This window comes from Streptomyces scopuliridis (assembly GCF_042790125.1).
GTDB classification, from domain to species: Bacteria; Actinomycetota; Actinomycetes; order Streptomycetales; family Streptomycetaceae; genus Streptomyces; species Streptomyces scopuliridis_A.
The window spans coordinates 298,740-317,693 of record NZ_JBHTZS010000009.1; the positions used below are offsets into that span (position 1 = coordinate 298,740).

An 18,954-nucleotide genomic window follows, 5' to 3' on the forward strand; every position below is an offset into this window, starting at 1 on the left:
GCGCCGGATCGGCCGCTTCCGGAGCGAACGGTGCCCGTGGCCCTGCCACGGACTCCCAGGGGGTATCGGTGACCGACACTCGGGGGCAGAAGCCCCCTTACGAGACGTACGGATCCGGGCAGCCGCAGCCGGCCGCCCAGCCGTACCACCCGCCGCAGGCGTATCCCTCGCCCCAGGGCGGCGGGCCGAGCCAGGGCGGACAGCAGATTCAGCAAGGGGCGTCTGTGACATCTGCCGTTTCCGGTGGGGCCGGTCCTTCGGGGGCTCCTTCCGCTTCCGCGGTGCGCCGGCCGCGGACGGGGGCGCGGACGACTCCGCGTACCCGCAAGGCGCGACTGCGGGTGGCGAAGGCCGATCCGTGGTCGGTGATGAAGGTCAGTTTCCTGCTCTCCATCGCGCTGGGTCTGTGCACCATCGTCGCGGCCGCCGTGCTGTGGATGGTCATGGACGCGATGGGCGTTTTCTCGACGGTGGGCGGGACGATCAGTGAGGCCACGGGCTCGAACGAGAGCAATGGCTTCGACCTTCAGTCGTTCCTGTCGCTGCCGCGAGTGATCATCTTCACGTCGGTCATCGCGGTGATCGATGTGGTGCTCGCGACGGCGCTGGCCACGCTCGGGGCCTTCATCTACAACCTGTCCGCGGGCTTCGTGGGCGGTGTTGAGCTCACGCTCGCCGAGGACGAGTGAGGGCCGGGTATCGATTTTGGGGCTGGCCCTGAAGTGCGCTAATCTTCAGGGGCAGCGCGGGGCTATAGCTCAGTTGGTTAGAGCGCATCCCTGATAAGGATGAGGCCACAGGTTCAAATCCTGTTAGCCCCACCGCGAGAATCGGCCCGTACGGATCCTGTCCGTACGGGCCGATCGCATTTCGCTGCTGTTCCTATGGACGTTCTTCCTATGAGCCGAGGCCCCGCCCCGCGTTGCGGGCAGGTCACCGATCGGTATCGGTCGGTGTGTATAGTCGGGCGCCAGAAGTCCCCTACGTCAAGGAAAGACGAGGTCGCGCGGTGAAGAAGCTTCTCTTGGTCGCACTGGCCGCCATCGGCGGGCTCCTCGTGTACCGCCAGATCCAGGCGGACCGCGCCGAGCAGGATCTGTGGACGGAGGAGACCGACTCCGTGCCCGCAGGTTCGGGTGTGTGAGACGCAGTAGTCCTGATACGAGCCCCGGCCGCCGAGCGGTCGGGGCTCCGTGCTGTCCGGACCCCGTGCTGTCCGGGCCTGTGCGCCCGCCCATGAACTTCACTTATGTGAAGGTTTGACTTGCTTACGCAAAGGCCCGGTGGGTAGACCGGGAGCGATCCCGCCGACCGTGCGGACCCCGCAGACAGCGGCGGGAGCCCCGGGGCAGGATGGACCGACCGGACAGGGGCCAGGCGGGCCGAGAGGGCGAGGGGAAGCGCGTGAAGTGGCAGCGCAGCAGGGGGCGGGCGGCGTCGGTGAGAGGCCCTCGGGCGGCGGCGGTGGGCGCGGCGGTGTGCGTGCTGGCGGCGCTGCCGGGCCAGGCTCGGGCGGCCGGTGAGCCGGGCCCGTACGCCTTCGATCCCGGCGCGAAGCGGATCAGCGGCGCGGCGACCACGAGCGAGGCGAAGCAGCTTGACGACGGCGGCACTTACCGCGATGCGATCGAGCCCGGCGGCAGGCTCATCTACCGGCTGAACCTCGACGCGGAGACGAACGCCTATGTCTCGGCCGTCGCCGTACCCGGGCCGGCGACGACGGTCGCCTACGGAGACAAGATCGAGATCTCGCTGCAGAACAGCCAGGGCAGCGACTGCGGCTCCAACGACGCGCAGTTCGGCTCGGCGGGCAAATTCCCCCGGCCGCTCGCGGCCTATGCCTACCGGCTGATCGACGAGGGGGCGTACTCCTGCCAGGAAGCCGGCGCGTACTACGTGGTCATCGAGCGGACCGGCGAGGACACCTCCACCCCCGAGCCGTGGGAGCTGGAGATCCGCCATGTCTCCGAGCCGAAGCTCACGAGTCCCGGACCGTCCGAGGCGCCTTCGGGGTGGCCCAGCGCCTCGCCGGAGCCGGCCGGCGGCGAGCCGCGGTCGCGGGCGGGCGGTACGGGCTTCTATGACGCGGCGGAGCTGGGGAAGGGCGAGTGGACGGCGCGGATCGAGCCGGGCGCCACGCTCTTCTACCGGGTGCCGGTGGACTGGGGGCAGCAGATCTTCGCCGCCGCGGACCTGGGCAGCGCGGCGGCGGCGGGATCAGGGCCGGGGTTTGTGAGCGGCGCGTTCTCCATGGCCCTCTACAACCCGGCGCGAGGGCTCGTCGACAGCACCAACTCGCTCTCGTACAACGGCAAGCAGAAGACGACGGCCCTCGACCCGCTGCCCCCGGTGGCGTACGAGAACCGCTTCGGCTCGCGGACCGGCGACAAGGAGATGAGGTTCGCGGGCTGGTACTACCTGCGGGTCAGCCTCAACCCGGAGGTGGGCGAGAAGTTCGGCGCGGGGCCCTACGGGCTGACGCTGCGGGTCGATGTCACGGGCGATCCGAAGAGCGCTCCGGCGTACGCGGGGCCCGCCGGCGACTTCAGCGTGAACCCCGACGACCGGCAGGCGGCGAAGGACGACGGTAGGACGGGGACCGCCGCGGCGGACAGCGGCACGATGAAGGTGGTCGCGGCCGCGGGGATCGGCGTGGGCACCGTGCTGGTGCTGGGCCTGGGGGTATGGACGCTTCTCGCGCGGCGGCGCGCGGCGGTGGGATCGGGCTGAGCGCCCGGACCGTCCGTTCTGGATCCGGGTGAGCGCGCGGGTCCTCAGACCTGAGTGAGGGCCCAGATGCCCACGGCGAAACAGGCCAGCGCCAGCAGCAGGACCGGGACCGTCACCTTCGGGGGCGGTCCCGGTCGTTTGGCGGGGGCGCGGTGGGCGGCCGGTGTCCGCGGCTGGGGAACCGCCGGCTGCTGATAGGGCACCCGCGGGCTCTGGGCGGTGTACGGGCGGGTGTGGCCCTGTTCCTGCGGTACGGCCGCCGTCTCCGCCTGGGACAGGTCGGGCGGTGCGGCGTAGTCGTAGGGAGAGGGGACGTGCTGCCCCGGGTACGGCGGGACCTGGACCTGCTGGGGGGCGGGCTGGGCCTGCTGGGGGTACGGGGGCTGGGGCTGCGAGGAGTACGGGTCCTGCTGGGGCGTGTGGTCCCGGCCCGGCGGCGGTGGGGGGAGGTGGAAACTGCCGGTCTCCGACATGGAGGCGGGTCCGGGCGCCGGAGTGGGGGACGGCGAGGGCGGCGGTGAGGGTGGCGGCGTGGGGGACGGCGTGACCGTCGCCGGTCCGGTCGGTGGCTGAGCCCCGCGCGGATCGGTGTACGGGCCGCCGGCGGCGCCGGTGTACGGAGCGGCGGGGTGGGCGCCGGTCCGGGGATCCGTGACGGGGCCGCCGGGGCCGCCGGGGTTTCCGGGGCTTCGGGGGCCGACGGGACCTTCGGGGCCGAACGCGGAGGGGAGCGGACCGATCTGGTCGAAGACCTCGACGATCTCGTCGTCGATATCGGGCTCGGGCAGCATCTCCACGGCCGTTGCCAGCGCCTTGCGGGCGCCCGTGGCCGTACGGAACCTCGCGTGCGGCTCGGGCTGCAGCAGGCCCGCCAGGACCTGCCACAGCGGCTCGGGGATGCCCTGGGGCGCTCCGGGGGTGCCGTGCGCGGTGAAATGGTCGACCAGCGCCTTGGCGTCCGGTTTCTGGCCCTGGAGCAGATAGAGCGCCACGAGACCGACCGCGAAGAGATCGGCGGGGAAGTCCGGTTCGTCGCCCATCATCTGCTCGGGCGCGAAGTAACCGGGCGTTCCCACCACGTAGTTGGTCTCCGTCAGGCGCGGCTCGCCCTTGCGCATGGAGATGCCGAAGTCGGACAGCCGCAGATGCGGTCTGCCCGTTCCGGTGGCCTCCAGCAGGATGTTGGCCGGTTTGATGTCGCGGTGCACGACGCCCTCCGCGTGCACCGCGGCCAGACCGGCCAGCAACTGGTCGAGCAGGGTGCAGACGAAGCGCGGCGGCAGCGGCCCGTAGTCGCCGATGACATGCGCCAGCGAGCCGCCGCTCACCAGATCCATGGTGAACAGGACCTTGTCGTCGTCCGCGGCCCAGCTGGCCGGGGCGAGGACATGCGGGTGATCGATCCGCAGCGCCTGCTCCCGCACGAACCGCAGCAGGGTGTGCGCGTCGCTCTGCTGGAGGACCTTCGCCGCCACATAGCGCCGGCGCCGGTGGTCCCAGGCACGCCAGACGGCACCGACACCGCCGCGTCCGATCGGGTCGATCAGCTCGTACCGTCCTGCGAAGACCTCACCCATGCGCCGTGCTCGCTCCCCGTCGTCCCGTACGCCGTCAGCTCTGATGCGCCTCGTAGTGGGCGACCGCCTCAGCGGTGCGCCCGGCGCCGTAGACCCTGAGGAACTCTGCCAGTTCGGGCTGGGTCGGGGCGAGGGAGTCCGCGGCATCGATGATGTCGCCGGCCGCCGCGACCGAGCGCAGCAGGGACTGGATCTCGCGGACCACCCGGCGCACGGTCGGCGCGCCCGAGCTGTTCGTCGTCTGGCTGGTGCCGGTGAGGACGGAGCCGCCCTGCGACTTCTTGATCTCCTCCATCCGGTCCGTGGCCTCCCCGGCGCTGACGCTTCCGTCGGCCACCTGACCGGCCAGATCCTGGAGCGCCTGGACGCGCTGGACCACGGCCGGGTTGCCGATCTTCGCGCGTTGACCGCTCATCAGCTGGGAGAGCATCGGCGCGGAGAGCCCGAGGACCGCGGCGAGCCGGGCCTGGTTGAGGCCCAGGTCATCTATGAGACGCCGGAAGAGCGCCCCCAACGGCTCTCCGTACCAGCTTCGCTGGAGTTCTCTGGCTCTGGCAGTCGATTCCTGCTGTGCGGCGTCCATGCGCGTCTCCCCATCGCTTCCCCAATGCGGCAGCTTCGCTGCTGCGAACCTCGTGGGGCATCTTACGGAGCGTGGTCGTGCACGGGGAGTCCCAATCCTTTTGCGGGATCACTCGGTACACCCGGTACCCTGGTCCCGGAGATGGACGGGCGCTGTTCCGCGGCTCGGCCGTACCCATCCCTTCGAGGGGCCTTAGCTCAGTTGGTAGAGCGCTGTCTTTGCATGGCAGATGTCAGGGGTTCGACTCCCCTAGGCTCCACCTGGTAGATGCCCTCTGAACTGCGGAAACGCAGTTTCGGAGGGCATTTTCGTGTCCGGACCCCGCCGGAACCGGAAGCGATCGCATACGCCGCCCCGGCGGCTGCCTCGTCCTCGACGGTCTGTGACCGGACCGCCCCCGAACTCCCTTGTCGTGTCCGGCGTACCGCTCACCGGCGCCCCGGTCCGCCATATCACAGACCTGTTGCAATGTGCATGCACTTGGAACCGATTCCGGAGCGGGTACGTGATCACCAGAGACACGTTCATGCCGCACCACCTGGGAAGTTTCATGACGCGCAGATGGCCGCTTATCACCACGATCGCCGTATTGACCGTCGCGCTGACCTTCGTCGTCGTCCAACTGGTGCGCGGCGAGGACTCCGGGAAGGAGACGGAGCAGGCCGCGCCCAAACCGGCCGCGCCGGGCCCGAGTAGCGGCGCCGAGTCGCTGCGGGGCCTCGGCTGGTGGCCCCTGTACCAGTCCGGCACCGCGAAGGCCGGCGAGCACGACGCCGTGGTCGGCGGCGGCACGCAGTGGACCGACGGCCCCGGCGGCGGCGCCCTGCGGCTGGACGGCACCAGCGGATACGCGGACACCGGCACCCGGCTCGAGACCGAGGGCAAGGACTACTCGGTCGCCGCGCGGGTCCGCCTCACCTCCCAGGACATGACCGGCTTCTACACCGCCGTGTCCCAGGACGGCGACCGGGTCAGCACGTTCTTCCTCCAGTACTCGGGCCAGGACGGGAACTTCGCCTTCAGTTTCACCGGTGCCCGCACGGTCGCGGAGACGCCCGAGAAGCCGCAGCCCGACCGCTGGTACCACCTGACCGGCACGTACAGCCAGCAGGACCAGCGGATGCGGGTCTATGTGGACGGCCGGCTCGCGGGAGAGAGGGTGGCCTCCAACAGAGTGAAGCCCACCGGCTCCGTGCTGATCGGACGCGCCAAGTTCAATGGCAAGCCGGCCGACTACTGGAACGGTGACCTCGCCGACGTGCATGTCTACGACCGGGAGCTGACACCCCGTGAGGTGGGCACGCTCGCCTCCGGCGAACCGCGCTGACCAGCGCTGACGAGACGAGTTCAGCGCCGCCGCAGGCCGACGGGCGCCGCACGGGCGCACGGCGGCTCGCGGCGGCGCCCCCCGGTCTCCCCCCAGCCGGCTGAACCCGTCTCCCCCCACAGACGACCGGAGAGGAAAGGCCCTTGTCGGCCAGCGCTTCGACCGAAGACCGAATACCCGGCCCCCCCACCGCGGAAGCCCGCCCCGATGAGTTCCTCAGAGCGCTCTACCACTTCCACGGCAGCGCGTTGCTGCAGTTCGCCGCACGGCGGCTGGACGGCGACTGGCACCGCGCCGAGGACGTCCTCCAGGAGGTCGCGATACGCGCCTGGCGGCACGCCGGCGAGCTCGACCCGACCGCGGATTCGGTGCGGCCCTGGCTGTTCACCGTGCTGCGCAATCTCGTCATCGACGGCCACCGGGCCCGCGAGGCCAGACCACCCGAGACCGGTGACCCCGAACTCGCCCACCTTCCGGTGTCCGACGGCGTGGACCACATGCTCACCTCCCAGGTGCTCGTCGAGGCGTTGCGGGACCTGCGGCCGGCACAGCGCGAGGTCCTGCTGCACGTGCACTACCTGGGACGCAGCGTCAACCAGACGGCCAAGGTCCTCGCCGTGCCGCCGGGCACGGTCAAGTCCCGGACGTTCTACGCCGCCCGCGCCCTGCGCGAGGCACTGCACAGCCGCGGGCTGTACGCGGACGGCCTGGACCGCGAGGCCGGATGACACCTGGACGGGTAAGTCCGAAGTCCCGTCTGCCCGGGGGCGGACGACGCCACTTCGGACTTACTCGTCCAGGTCCTGTCCGGTCGATCTTCGCGGGCCCACGACGCCTGGCACCGCGCCTCGCCGCGTTGTCGGAGTCGCCCGAGTACGTCCAGTACACGGGCGTTCCTCCGCCTTGCGATGCTCCCCCGTGGCCTGAACGGCACGGGGGTACCCCCTGCACCAGACTGCCGCGGTCTGATCCGCGAAGATCGACCGGACAGGACCTAGGCCAGACGTCCCGCGTGCCGGGTGATCTCCAGGCCGAGCGGCCCGGTGTCGAGCGATCCGTCCGCACCGGCACGCCAGCGCCACCCCGTGGGTGCCTCGCCGAGCACCAGCAGCGCGTCCCCGCGCCGCAGGCCGGCCAGTGCCCCTTCCCGTCGCGGGAGCTGCGAGGCGTCCACGACGAACAGATGCGGCGCCTCGCCCTGGACGGCGATCCGGCTGCTGCCCTCGATCAGCCGGAAGATCTGGGTGACGTCGGATCCGTGCTCCGGCGCTCCCGTGCCCGCCGACGCGCCGGCGAACGCCTCCTCCAGGGTGGCCGCGTGGTGCAGACGTGAGGTCCGCGCCTCGTCGGCGGAGAGGAGCCGGCCGTCGCCCAGGGATCCCACCAGGGTGACCTCGGCGAGCGCCCCCACCGGGCCGGCGAGCGCCTCGGTGACGATGGCCCGCACCAGAGCACGGACCTCCTCGTCCGGACCCGTCACCGAGACGGGCCCCGCGGCCCGGGAGAAGTCGACCAGCACCCGGTCGGGGCCGTCCAGGCCCACCGTCACCGTCAGCGTGTACGGCAGGGCCGGTTCGCCCTCCGGGCCGGGGCGGTGCAGATCGTCGGGCGAGAGCGTCCAGCGCTCGCCGTCCGCCTCGGCGGTCCAGGGCGCGGGGGCGGTCTCCTCGGCCCCGGCCAGCAGTACCGCGAGCCGCTCCTCGGAGTAGACGACGGCGTACAGGTCGGGCAGCGACCGGCCGGAGCGCAGGCATTCGCCCGTCAGCCGGCGCAAGCCCGCGTTGACCACGTCCAGTGCCTCGCGGTTCACGACGGCGGCCGAGGCGGCGACGGGCTTCGGCGGGCGGGGCCGCCGCCGCTCGGTGATGATCAGCGCGGTCACCGCCCCGATCAGCGCCAGCCCCAGCACCACGGCCAGGACGTACCAGATCATCTTCTGACTCCTTGTCGGGACGCCCCGGCGGCGGAGCCGGGACGGTCGAAAGCGGGGCGGCACAGTCGCCGCGCCGCGCACCCGAAGGCCACTACGGTGCCCGTCCGCGGATGGTTCACCCGGCGCACCGAATGAACCATCCGCGGACGGGCACCGTAGGTCCAGTCAGTGGCACGGGAGCCGCCGAGTACGGCTGCCGAGACCCCATTCACGCAGGCTGGAGGACGTTTTCGTGTCGTTGATGTTGACCGTGGTCGAGGGGGGCGGCGACGTGTTCGACGTCCACCTCGACGCCGACCCCGACACGCCCGTGAGCGCTGTCGCGGAGGCGCTGGCCGGGGCGGGAGGCGTCCACCGGCCCCCGGAGGGCCTCGGCCTGTACGCCGGCGACCGGCTGCTGCCCGCCGATATGCGGCTGCGGGACGCGCCGCTCCACCACGCGGCCATCGTGGGCCTGGGCCGCCCGGCGGGCACCGCGTCGGCCGAGCCGGACGGGCTGGTGGAGGTCCGTACGGTCGGCGGGGCAGGCGCGGGCGCCGTGCACCGGCTCGACATGGGCGAGTACCGCATCGGGCTGGCCCACGACGGGACCGCCCAGGTGCTGCGCGCCGTACCGGACCGTCCGTTCGCCGTCCTGGCGGTGGGCCCCGGAGGGCGCTGCCGTATCGCGCCCGACGCCTCCGCGCCCGGCGGCGGCACCCTGCAACTGGACCGCGAGGACCTGGCGGAGGCGACCGCCTGGCCGGCCGGCGCACAGCTCCTCGTCGGAGACTGCCTGCTCGAACTCGCCCTCCCGCAGAAGCCGGACGCGGCCGTGCAGCCGTCGGAGGACGGCACCGGCTGGGACTACAACCGGCCGCCGCGGCTGCGGCCCGCCGAGAACGCCACCCGCTTCACCCTGCCCTCCCCGCCCGCCCCGCCCGCGGCCCGGCCGCTCCCGTGGATCACCGCCGCCGCCCCGCTGGTGATGGCGGCGGCCGGGGCGCTGGTATTCGGCCGTATGTGGATGCTGCTGTTCGGGCTGCTCTCCCCGATCGCGATCCTCGGCAACTACCTGATGAGCCGGCGCACCGGGCGCCAGTCCCACTCCGACAGTGTCGCCGCCTACGAGGAGAAGAAGGCGCGCATCGAGGGCGACGCGGCGAAGGCCCTGGAGGCCGAACGCACCGCCCGGCGCCGCGGGTTCCCGGACCCGGCCGAGGTCGTGCTGACCGCCGTCGGTCCCCGGCGCCGCCTGTGGGAACGCCGTACCTCCGACGCCGACTTCCTCGAACTGCGCATCGGAACCGCCGATCTGGCCTCCGACGTGGTGCTCCAGGACCCGACGAAGGACGAACACCGCCGCGAGGACCCGTGGACCGCGTACGACGTCCCGGTGACCGTTCCGCTGCGGGAGCACGACGTCCTCGGCATCGCCGGCGAGGGCCCGGCCGCGCGCGCCGTGGCGCGCTGGGCGGTCGCCCAGGCCGCCGTCCTGCACAGCCCCCGTGACCTCCAGATCCATCTGCTGACGACCGGCGAGCAGGGCCGGGACGGCTGGTCGTGGCTGCGCTGGCTGCCGCATGTGCGCAAGAAGTCCGGCGACACCCCGGCCAGCATCGGCTACGGCGCGGAGACCTGCGCCCGGCGGGTCGCCGAACTCACCGCGCTGATCGTCGAGCGCGCCGGACGGGAGGACCGGCGGAGCCGGCCCGCCGGGCCCGACGTGCTCGTCATCCTCGACGGAGCCCGCAGGCTGCGTTCGCTGCCCGGCGTGGCGCAGATCCTGCGCGACGGACCGGCCGTCGGCGTCCGCGCGGTCTGCCTGGACGCCGAGGAGCGGCTGCTGCCCGAGGAGTGCCACGCCGTCGTCGCCGAGGAGCCCGGCGGAACCGTACGGGTGGGACGCTCCGGGAGGGGCACCGTCGGGGGCATCCGGCCCGACGCGGTGTCCGTGGACTGGTGCCGTTCGCTGGCCCGCGCGATGGGCCCGCTGCGCGACCCGGGCGGGGCCGACGAGGAGGCCGCGGTGCTTCCCGGCTCCGCGCGGCTGCTCGACGTCCTCGCCCTCGACCCGCCGCGGGCCGCCGATGTCCGGGCGCGCTGGACGGCCGGGGGCCGTACGACCCGGGCGGCCGTCGGCGTCTCCCTGGACGGCCCGTTCTACCTGGACCTGCGGCGCGACGGCCCGCACGGGCTGGTCGCCGGCACCACCGGCTCCGGCAAGTCCGAACTCCTCCAGACGCTGGTCGCCTCGCTCGCGGTGGCGAACCGTCCGGACGCGATGACGTTCGTCCTGGTCGACTACAAGGGCGGCTCCGCGTTCAAGGACTGTGTGGACCTGCCGCACACGGTCGGCATGGTCACCGACCTCGACGCGCACCTCGTCCAGCGGGCCCTGGTGTCGCTGACGGCGGAACTCACCCGGCGCGAGCACATCCTCGCCGCGGCCGGCGCCAAGGACATCGAGGACTACGTCGAGCTGCTGGAGCGCAGCCCGGCGGGCCGCGCGCCGATGCCACGGCTGCTCATCGTCATCGACGAGTTCGCCTCGATGGTGCGCGATCTGCCGGACTTCGTGAAGGGGCTGGTCAACATCGCCCAGCGGGGCCGCAGCCTCGGCATCCACCTGATCCTGGCGACACAGCGCCCCAGTGGCGTCGTCTCCTCGGAGATCCGCGCCAACACCAACCTGCGCATCGCGCTCCGGGTGACGGACGCCGGCGAGAGCCAGGACGTCCTCAACTCGGCCGAGGCCGCCGGGATCTCGCAGGGCACCCCGGGGCGCGCCTATGTGCGCCTGGGCCAGAACTCCCTCGTGCCGTTCCAGTCCGGACGGGTCGGCGGCCGTCGGCCCGGTGCCGCGGCGACCTCGCTGCCGGCACCCTGGGCGGTGCCGGTCGGCTGGGAACGGCTCGGCGAGCCGCTCCCGGCCCGGCTCCGCGGCGCGGCCGCACCCGCCGAGGTGGAGACCGACCTCACCGGGCTCGTCACGGCGATCCGTGAAGCGGACCGGGAGATGGGCATCCCCGCGCAGCACAGCCCCTGGCTCCCGCCGCTGCCCGAGATTCTGGTCACCGGCGAACTGCCGGCGCCCCCGCCCTCGGACTACGACCTCGCGCCCGTCGCGTACGGCGTGGTGGACCTGCCCGCACAGCAGGCCCGGCTGCCCCTGGTGATCGACCCGGCGACGCTCGGGCACCTGCACATCATCGGCTCGCCCCGGCAGGGCAGGTCGCAGACGCTGCGCACCATCGCCGGCACCCTGGCCTTCGCCCATTCCCCTGGCCGGCTGCACATGTACGGCATCGACTGCGGCAACGGCGCGCTGCTGCCCATCGAGGGGCTGCCGCACTGCGGGGCCATCACCCAGCGCACCCAGCCCGACCGGGTGGCCCGGCTGCTCGCCCGGCTGACCAAGGAGCTGACCCGGCGTCAGGAGATGCTCGCCGCCCGCGGCAGCGCCGACCTTCCGGAGCTCCGGCGCGCCCTGCCGGAGGCCGAACGGCCGCCGCACATCCTGCTGTTCATCGACCGGTGGGAGGTCTTCGACAAGCAGCTCGGCGAGTACGACTCCGGGAACCTGCTGAACTCCGTTCTGAACCTGCTCCGGGACGGCGCGAGCGTCGGCATCCATCTGGTGATGACCGGTGACCGGGCACTGTTCTCCAGCCGGGTCAACGGCTCCACCGAGGACAAGCTCGTGCTGAAGCTGAACGAGAAGTCCGAGTACGGGATGATCGGCATCACCCAGCGCAACGTGCCCGACGAGATCCCGCCGGGCCGCGCGTTCCGTGCCGTCGACAAGGCGGAGGCGCAGATCGCGCTCCTCACGGACAACCCGGAAGGCCAGGCGCAGGCCGCGGCGCTGCAGCAGATCGCCGAGTACTGCCGCGAGCGGGCGGCCCATCTGCCGGACGCCACCCGGCCGTTCCGCGTCGACACCCTGCCGGACCGGCTCACCTGGGAGGAGGCGACCCGGTACGTGCCGCGGCCGCTGCTGTCCGCACGGTGGGCCCTGTCCGGTGTCGGCGGCGACGAACTCACCGCGTTCGGGCCGGACTTCGCCATCACGCCGACCTTCCTCGTCGCCGGACCGGCCCGCTCCGGCCGCAGCACGGTCCTGGCGACGCTGGCACTCTCGCTGCTGTCGGTCGGGACGCCCGTCGTCGTCGGCGCGCCCGCCAGGTCGCCGTTGCGCCAACTCGCCGGCCGGCCCGGGGTCCTCGCGGTCTTCGACGAGTCCGACATCGACCCCACCGCCCTGGAGGAGGCGCTGGCGTCCTCGCCGCAGGGCGCCGTGGTGATCCTGGACGACGCCGACCTGCTGCTGAAGACGAAGGCCGAGCCCGTCCTCACCCAGATCGCCAAGTCCGGCGCCGAGAACGGCCGGGGCCTGGTGATCGCCGGGCAGACCGACCGGCTCTCCTCCGGCTTCTCCGGCTGGCACACCGAGGCCCGCCGCAACCGGTGCGGGCTGCTGCTGAAGCCGCAGAACATGAGCGACGGCGAACTGATCGGCGTCAAGGTGCCCCGCAGCCGCCTGGGCGCGACCCGCCCGGGGCGGGCCATCCTGCACCTGGGCGACGGCGTGCTGCGCACCGTCCAGGTCCCGGAGACGGTGCTCCCGCCGGCCGGGAGCTGAGGTCCCACGGCGGAGGGCTCCCGCCCCGGCGAACGGCCGGGGCGGGAGCCCTCACGCATGGCGGGACGCGGCCCGGATCAGGTCGATCCCTCCACGTAACTGGGGTCGCGCACCATCGTGCCCGTCGAGCCGTTGGGGACGGCCCCGTTGACCGCCCAGGCGAGGCCGGCCAGTCCGATGAGGTTCGAGCTCTGGTCGATCCACGCCGCCGACTTCGCCCAGATGTTGGTGAGGCCCGGCAGCTGCTTCAGTATGTCCGGTGTCTTCAGCACCGAACCGGGGATGTTCACCAGCACGTCCTTGACCAGGTCGCCCGGATTCTTGAACCCGGTGAACGCCTTGATGGTGGGGACGACGCTCTTGATGTTGATCTGGATCGCCTTGAGGTCGTTCGTGACGCTCTTGAGGGTGTTCGCGATCCCGCCCAGTTTGGCGATCTTGATCAGGCCGACGCCGCCGAGCACCAGTCCCAGGCCGCTGAGGACCATGTCGAGCACATCCCACTCGCCCGACTGAATGCTGTCGACGATGTTCATGATGAAGGGGATGGCGGCGGTGACCAGACTGGCGATCGTCAGGATGAGCCCGAGGCCCTGCAATCCGGGGATGAGCATGGCGATGATGCCCAGGGCGGCGCTGATGAAGCCGAGCACCTTCTTGAAGATGTCCTTGATCTTCTCCCACAGGCTCTTGCCCGGGACCGCCTCGCTCGTCGCCTCGTCCAGGGCCCGTGCCGCCGTGGAGGCGTCCATCTCGCGCAGTTCCCGCGCGTCCTCGGCGAGCATGCGGGCGGCGTCGAGATCCCGCTGGGCGCCGTCGACGTCCGTCTGCGCCGCGGACTGGTCGTTCCGGGCATCCTCCATGGCCTGCCGCGCGCTGCGCCGGGCCGCTTCGTCGTCCGGCGGGGGCGGGTCCGCCGCGTCCAGGCCACTGATCACGGACCCCGCCGCGGCGGCGGCATCGGTGGCCCGCTGCAGCCGCTCCTTGGCGTCCCGTCCGTCGACCAGGGCGTTGTCGGCCTTGCGCTGATGGTCCCCCAACTGGTCGGCGTACGTGTCGAGCGCGCGGGCCGCCTTGTCGTACGAACTGTGCAGCTTCTCCACCTGATTGGCCAGGTCCCCGAGCTTGTCCCGGAGTTTCTCCATGGCCTTGCCCTCGCCGATCTGGCTGTTCTTCAGGCCGCTGACGATGGGGAGCGCCTGGTCCGCGTCCTGAGCGACGGACCGGTACTGGCTCGCGAGCCTCCCGAGCATCTCCGCGTCGCCCGGCGTCGGGTCGTCCGAGAACCCGAAGACCGTCTCCCAGTCGGACACCGCTGGCCGCGCCATTGCCGCGCCCTCACTTTCCGTTTTCGTCCGTGCTCTGCCGGCTCTGTGCGGCCGGCACGGCCATGCCCTTGTTCTTGACTTCCACGTCCTCGACCTTCACGAAGCGCAGCGTCCCCGCGATGGCGTCGAACACCTCGAAGAACTGGTCCTTGAGATCCACATTGGGCGTGGAGCTGGAGATCAGCAGGTATTCCCGGCGGTCCGGGATCGGGAACAGCGTGTGCAGCAGCGCCGTGCGCACCGGCGTGCCCTTGTAGTCGATGTCCTCGATCGAGGCGATCCGCCCGACCGGTCCGACGTCCGGAAGCTCCAGCAGATCCACCTCGCGCGGCGGGTACCCGCTGCTCTGCGGCCCGCCGGCCTGCATGCCCGCTCCGAACAGCACCTCGGCCAGATCCGCCGACTGGTCCTCCGGCACGGGCATCCGCAGCACGATGGACGTGGCGCTGAGCATCGCGTTCCCGCCGGGGAACCTGACCATCCCCGCCGCCTGGAGTGCCCCCCGGGCGTAGGCCTCGCGGGCGGTCCTGCGGGTGTCGCGGATCAGGCTGTCGAGCCGCTCGCGGGAGAGCTGCGGAACTCCCTTCGCCTGGTGCTCGATACGGCGGCGGATGGACGCGTCCCGGGTGCTCGGGTCGAGGTCCAGATACCACCAGGAGCCGGGGTAGCGCAGCTTGTAGTGCGCGGGCGCCCCCGTAGCCCGGTCCGTGACCGGATGCGTCATGACGCATGTCCCTTCTGCGAGCAGGCTCTCGTCAGGTGTTCTTGGATTCGTCCAGCGTCTTGACGGTCTCGTCGTCCGTCTGCGTGAAGGCTTCGGAGATCTTCTTCGTGTTCTCGGAGAAGACCTTCACGTTCTCCTGCACCTTCTCGTGGCCCTTCCCCCATGCCTCGTCGAAGTCGGCGAGGGAGTCGGCGAGCGCCGAATCGCCCACATCGGCCTTCGATCCGACGTCGCTGAGCCGCGCGGTGTTGTTGATCCGCTCCCCGATGTCCTCAAGTGACGTGACGGTCTCGTTGAGGTCGTCGAGGGGGACGCTGATGCGGGTCATCGGTTTCTCCTCTCCGGCCACCGCCGCCCGGTCCCGCCGCGGAAGGGAGGGACCGGACACGAGGGCACGTCAGCCGATGGAGCCGGCCGTCTGGTCGTCGGTGTCGACGAACGCGTCGGCGACCTGCTTGATGAACTCGCTGACGCCCTGCAGGCCCTCGATCGCCTTCTGGGTGCCGTTCTTGTACTCCTCCCAGAACGGACGGAACTTGGTCTCGGAGCCCGGCGTCGCGTAGGCCGCCTCGACCATCTCCTCCATCTTGGTGTTGGCCTCGTGGAGGCTCTGCTGCATCAGGTCCTTCTGGTTCTGCAGCCAGATCGACGCCTCCCGCATCTCGTCCGGGCTGATGTTGATGTTGCCGCCGGCCATGTCGGTTCCTTTTCTCGATTCGGGGCGACGCGGTCACTGAGCCGCGCACACCGGGCTGTACGGGGCACCTTGCGAGGCGGTTCACGCCTGTTGCGGAACGGTGACGAAAGAAGGGGGCCGGACGCCCTGATCAGGCCTGTGACCAGGCTCCCTTGGCCGGTAATGACTCTTCGGCGGACGACGCGCGAGGGGGCGGGACCCCCGCCAGGAGGTCCCGCCCCGTCTTCAAGAGGTCATGCGGAAGTGGGCCGTGCGGCCTGGCTCAGAAACGGTCCGGGGCACGCTCCGCGAGTGGGGATCCGGGGAGTTCGTCCCGCTTCTGGTTCTTCCGTGCCTCCGCGTTCGAGCCGGCCGTCGCCTTACAGGTCACGTCCTTCGCCGGGAGCTTGCCGGTGAGCAGGTAGCCGGTGACCGTACCGTCCGTGCACGCGTTGCCGTTCGGGTAGACGCCATGGCCCTCGCCGCCGAGGACGGTGACCATCTTCGAGCCCTTCAGATCGGCGTGCAGGGCCTGACCGCTGGGCAGCGGGGTCTGCGCGTCCCACTCGTTCTGCACGATCAGGGCGCCGACCTTGTTGTTCACCTTGGTCGCCGGCTCCACGGACGTGTCCCAGAACGCACAGGGCTTGATGCTGGACGCGAAGTCACCGTAGAGCGGGTAACGGCCCTTGTCCCTGATGGCGTCCCGTCGGTAGCTCTCAGGATCGCGGGACCAGGGGGCCGAGTTGTCGCCGCACACCACGGCCCAGAAGCTCGCCATCATGTTGTCGGACGGCGCCTCGGCGGCTTCGGCGGAGGCTTCGGCGACTGCGACTGCCGTCCCGGTCTTCCCGGATCCGGCGAACGCCGTGAGCTTCTTCGCGGAGGCGGGCTCGCCGGACGCGGCCTTCTTCAGCTCCACGATCCCCTCGGTGGCGTCCTGCGGGCTGAACACCGCCCCGCGCATTCCGCTGCGGATGTCATCACCGGTGGTCGGCTGCCCGTCCACCTCGATGGGCTTCTCGTCGGCCCGCGCGACCAGGTCCCAGAAGGTCCGGTCGACCTTCTTCGGGGTGTCGCCGAGGCCGTACGTCCCCGAACGCCGGGCGGCCCACTCGGTCCACCGGTCGAACGCGGGCTCGGCGCCCTCCGCCCACCACTGGATCATCCCCCGCCAGGCGCGCGCCGGGTCAACCGCGCTGTCCAGTACGAACCGGTCGGCCCGGCCCGGGAAGAGCTGGGTGTAGACGGCGCCCAGGTAGGTCCCGTACGAGTACCCCACGTACGAGATCTTCTTCTCACCGAGGACCGCCCGGAGCAGATCCATGTCGCGCGCGGTGTTGCGCGTGGTGATATGCGCGAGCGTGTCGCCGGCCTTCTCCTTGCACTTGCCCGCGACGTCGCGTGCCCAGGCGACGTCCTTGACGAACGTCTCCTTCTTGTAGGGCCGCAGCGGGTTCTCCTCCTCCGGCTCCAGGCCGCAGGAGACCGGGCTGCTCCGTCCGACACCGCGCGGGTCGAAGCCGATGAGGTCGTACTTCCGCTGTGCGGACGCGGGGAGCCTGTCCCGCATGCCCATCGGCATGTAGAGCCCCTGGTCCCCCGGGCCGCCGGGGTTGGCGAACAGGACCCCGTGCCGCTTGTCGGGCGCGGTGCTCCTGATCCGGGATATGGCCAGGTCGATCCGCTTGCCCCCGGGAACCCGGTAGTCCAGCGGGACCTTGATCGTGGCGCACTTCAACTCGGCCGGTGAGTCGGCTCCGCACCGTTTCCACTGGGGCTTCTGCTTCACATACCGCTCCAGCGTGCCCTTGGCGGCGGACGAGGAGGCGGCCGAGGAGGCGGCCGACGGGATGGCGGCCGGAGCGGCGGTGGCCGTCGGGGCGGCGAGCGCGGGAGCCAGCGTCGCCGTGACACTCACGGCCAACAGGGGCGCAAGACGTCGTCTGCGCACGATATCGATCCTTCCGGTCGCATGTTCGGACAAGAAAGATCTTTCAGGAACCGGCCCCGCACGCGGATCCTCCGCCGGGCCGCACCTTCCCTCCATCCAAGGAATGACCCAACAGCCCTGGGTGAGACCTGAGTTGGAGGGTTGTGTCACCTTAAGGAAATTCTCTTACGGCCACAAAAGCCGCGTGCTGGTGGACTGTCGTTGCTTCCCCGCCGGATCAGATCCTCCGGTCCGGCGGAAGCCGAGCCGGCAACGGCTTGTGTGTACATGAACGACGAAAGAGAGGCAAGACCATGATCGTGCACAAGATCATCTCCCCGAAGCGCGCCGGGGCTGCTCCCGTCGGACGCCCGGCGGCCTCGTCCGCCAAGCCCACGGCCGGCGCCAAGAAGCCGTCCGCCACGCCTTCCCGCGGTCACGCGGCGCGTCCGGTCGGCGGCCGCTGACGGTTCGGGACATACGGGCGGCCCCGCGGCATCCGGTCGCGGGGCCGTCTCTCGTGGGCAGGAGTGACAGTGACCCAGTACGACGACCAGCCCACCATGCGCCTGCGCGCGGCCGATCTACGGGCTTCCCTCAGACCGGTTCCCGGCCCCATGCCCAGTCCCGCGTCAGCCACCTCGCCGGCTCCGGGCGTCGGCCGTCACCGTCGTACCGCGGAGCCCGGAGGCGCGAAGGATCCGGCTCGGGTCGAGCCCATGACGCATGCCGCCGCTGCCGTCCCCGGCCTCACGGCTCGGGTCGCGTTTGCTCGGTTCTGGCCGTTGACCTGGGGTGATCGTCGTTGGCTGGTGCTGGTGTGTGTCTGTGTGGTGCTGGCCGCGCTCGCGGAGACCGCCGCGATTCTGCTCTTCGGTGATCTCACGGACAACGCGCTTCAGCGGGGTTCGCTGGGTGCTTTCTGGGGGCCGGCGGTGCAGTGGCTGGGGGTGGCGGTGTGCGGGGCGGGTGTCGCGTACGGCGGCAACTCGCTGGCCGTGTGGACCGCCGAGCGTTTCGTACTGCGGCTGCGCGCGGGTGTGTTCGCTCATGTGCAGGAGTTGCCGCCCGATTTCTTCGCCCGTCACCGTCAGGGTGATCTGGTCGAGCGGCTCACCGGTGATGTCGAGGCCATCGAGCAGATGGTGGTCTCGGGTGTGGTGGGCATGGTCTCCGCGGTTTTCAGTACGGTTTTCTTCTCCGTCGCGGTGTTCTGGCTGCGCTGGGATCTGGCGCTGGCCGTGTTCGTCCTGGCTCCGCTGTTCTGGCTGGCCGCCCGGGTGTTCGCGGGCCGGATCAAGGCCGTGGCGCGGGAGGAGCGGGTCGCGGACGGGGCGATCACCTCCGTGGTCGAGGAGTCCCTCGGCAACATTGTGCTGACCCAGGCGTACAACCGGAAGGCTGCCGAGGAACAGCGCCTGCGCCGTGAGGCCCGGGCGTGGATGCGCGCCTCGGTGGCCGGTGCCCGGATGAGTGAGCGCTACGAGCAGCTGGTCGAGGTCCTGGAAACGGTGTGCGT

At 71.2% G+C, this 18,954-nt stretch carries 16 protein-coding genes and 2 tRNA genes; 10 read left to right on the top strand and 8 right to left on the bottom strand.

Annotated features, from left to right (window positions below; genetic code table 11):
* The first annotated feature begins 68 nt into the window (after positions 1-68).
* From ACFRKB_RS17330 to ACFRKB_RS17345, 4 genes are all read left to right on the top strand, one after another.
* Complete coding sequence (locus ACFRKB_RS17330; RefSeq protein WP_383106674.1) at positions 69-689, top strand: DUF3566 domain-containing protein; 621 nt, start codon at positions 69-71, stop codon at positions 687-689.
* A 58-nt stretch (positions 690-747) separates the two neighbouring features.
* Positions 748-821: transfer RNA gene (locus tag ACFRKB_RS17335), tRNA-Ile, on the top strand.
* Positions 822-1,009: 188 nt separating this feature from the next.
* Positions 1,010-1,144: a DLW-39 family protein gene (locus ACFRKB_RS17340; protein ID WP_211266759.1), complete on the top strand. Its 135-nt coding sequence runs from the start codon at positions 1,010-1,012 to the stop codon at positions 1,142-1,144.
* Positions 1,145-1,404: 260 nt separating this feature from the next.
* A complete protein-coding gene (locus ACFRKB_RS17345; RefSeq protein WP_383106675.1) occupies positions 1,405-2,730 on the top strand; it encodes a hypothetical protein in 1,326 nt (441 codons plus the stop codon).
* 44 nt (positions 2,731-2,774) lie between these two features.
* Here ACFRKB_RS17345 and ACFRKB_RS17350 read toward each other — a convergent pair whose 3' ends face one another.
* Positions 2,775-4,307, bottom strand: coding sequence for a serine/threonine-protein kinase (locus ACFRKB_RS17350; RefSeq protein WP_383106676.1), 1,533 nt, complete (start codon positions 4,305-4,307; stop codon positions 2,775-2,777).
* Between the two features lie 34 nt (positions 4,308-4,341).
* Entirely contained in the window at positions 4,342-4,890 is a 549-nt protein-coding gene (locus ACFRKB_RS17355; RefSeq protein WP_030354386.1) for a helix-turn-helix domain-containing protein, read from the bottom strand.
* Between the two features lie 186 nt (positions 4,891-5,076).
* On the opposite strand from ACFRKB_RS17355, the gene ACFRKB_RS17360 reads away from it, so the two are divergent.
* The 3 genes from ACFRKB_RS17360 (at position 5,077) to ACFRKB_RS17370 (ending at position 6,945) form a co-directional block, all read left to right on the top strand.
* Positions 5,077-5,149, top strand: a tRNA-Ala gene (locus tag ACFRKB_RS17360).
* A 291-nt stretch (positions 5,150-5,440) separates the two neighbouring features.
* Positions 5,441-6,217, top strand: a complete 777-nt coding sequence (locus ACFRKB_RS17365) for a LamG domain-containing protein (RefSeq protein WP_383106678.1) — start codon at positions 5,441-5,443, stop codon at positions 6,215-6,217.
* Positions 6,218-6,360: 143 nt separating this feature from the next.
* Entirely contained in the window at positions 6,361-6,945 is a 585-nt protein-coding gene (locus ACFRKB_RS17370; protein ID WP_383106679.1) for a sigma-70 family RNA polymerase sigma factor, read from the top strand.
* A gap of 266 nt (positions 6,946-7,211) precedes the next feature.
* On the opposite strand, the gene ACFRKB_RS17375 is transcribed toward ACFRKB_RS17370, so the two are convergent.
* Positions 7,212-8,150, bottom strand: coding sequence for a hypothetical protein (locus ACFRKB_RS17375; RefSeq protein ID WP_383106680.1), 939 nt, complete (start codon positions 8,148-8,150; stop codon positions 7,212-7,214).
* Positions 8,151-8,391: 241 nt separating this feature from the next.
* On the opposite strand from ACFRKB_RS17375, the gene ACFRKB_RS17380 reads away from it, so the two are divergent.
* Positions 8,392-12,774, top strand: coding sequence for an FtsK/SpoIIIE domain-containing protein (locus ACFRKB_RS17380; RefSeq protein WP_383106709.1), 4,383 nt, complete (start codon positions 8,392-8,394; stop codon positions 12,772-12,774).
* 77 nt (positions 12,775-12,851) lie between these two features.
* On the opposite strand, the gene ACFRKB_RS17385 is transcribed toward ACFRKB_RS17380, so the two are convergent.
* From ACFRKB_RS17385 to ACFRKB_RS17405, 5 genes are all read right to left on the bottom strand, one after another.
* Positions 12,852-14,102, bottom strand: coding sequence for a hypothetical protein (locus tag ACFRKB_RS17385; RefSeq protein ID WP_383106682.1), 1,251 nt, complete (start codon positions 14,100-14,102; stop codon positions 12,852-12,854).
* A 10-nt stretch (positions 14,103-14,112) separates the two neighbouring features.
* Complete coding sequence (locus tag ACFRKB_RS17390) at positions 14,113-14,826, bottom strand: hypothetical protein (RefSeq protein WP_383106683.1); 714 nt, start codon at positions 14,824-14,826, stop codon at positions 14,113-14,115.
* 31 nt (positions 14,827-14,857) lie between these two features.
* Positions 14,858-15,154: a hypothetical protein gene (locus ACFRKB_RS17395; RefSeq protein ID WP_383106685.1), complete on the bottom strand. Its 297-nt coding sequence runs from the start codon at positions 15,152-15,154 to the stop codon at positions 14,858-14,860.
* Positions 15,155-15,223: 69 nt separating this feature from the next.
* The gene (locus ACFRKB_RS17400) at positions 15,224-15,523 is read right to left on the bottom strand and encodes a WXG100 family type VII secretion target (protein ID WP_383106686.1); all 300 of its coding nucleotides are present in this window, start codon (positions 15,521-15,523) and stop codon (positions 15,224-15,226) included.
* Between the two features lie 262 nt (positions 15,524-15,785).
* A complete protein-coding gene (locus tag ACFRKB_RS17405; protein WP_383106687.1) occupies positions 15,786-17,456 on the bottom strand; it encodes an alpha/beta hydrolase in 1,671 nt (556 codons plus the stop codon).
* Between the two features lie 293 nt (positions 17,457-17,749).
* On the opposite strand from ACFRKB_RS17405, the gene ACFRKB_RS17410 reads away from it, so the two are divergent.
* Positions 17,750-17,902 carry a hypothetical protein gene (locus ACFRKB_RS17410; RefSeq protein ID WP_383106689.1) on the top strand — a complete coding sequence of 51 codons (153 nt, stop codon included), beginning with the start codon at positions 17,750-17,752 and terminating at the stop codon, positions 17,900-17,902.
* A 252-nt stretch (positions 17,903-18,154) separates the two neighbouring features.
* The coding region (locus ACFRKB_RS17415; RefSeq protein WP_383106690.1) for an ABC transporter transmembrane domain-containing protein at positions 18,155-18,954 on the top strand (800 nt) is incomplete at its 3' end.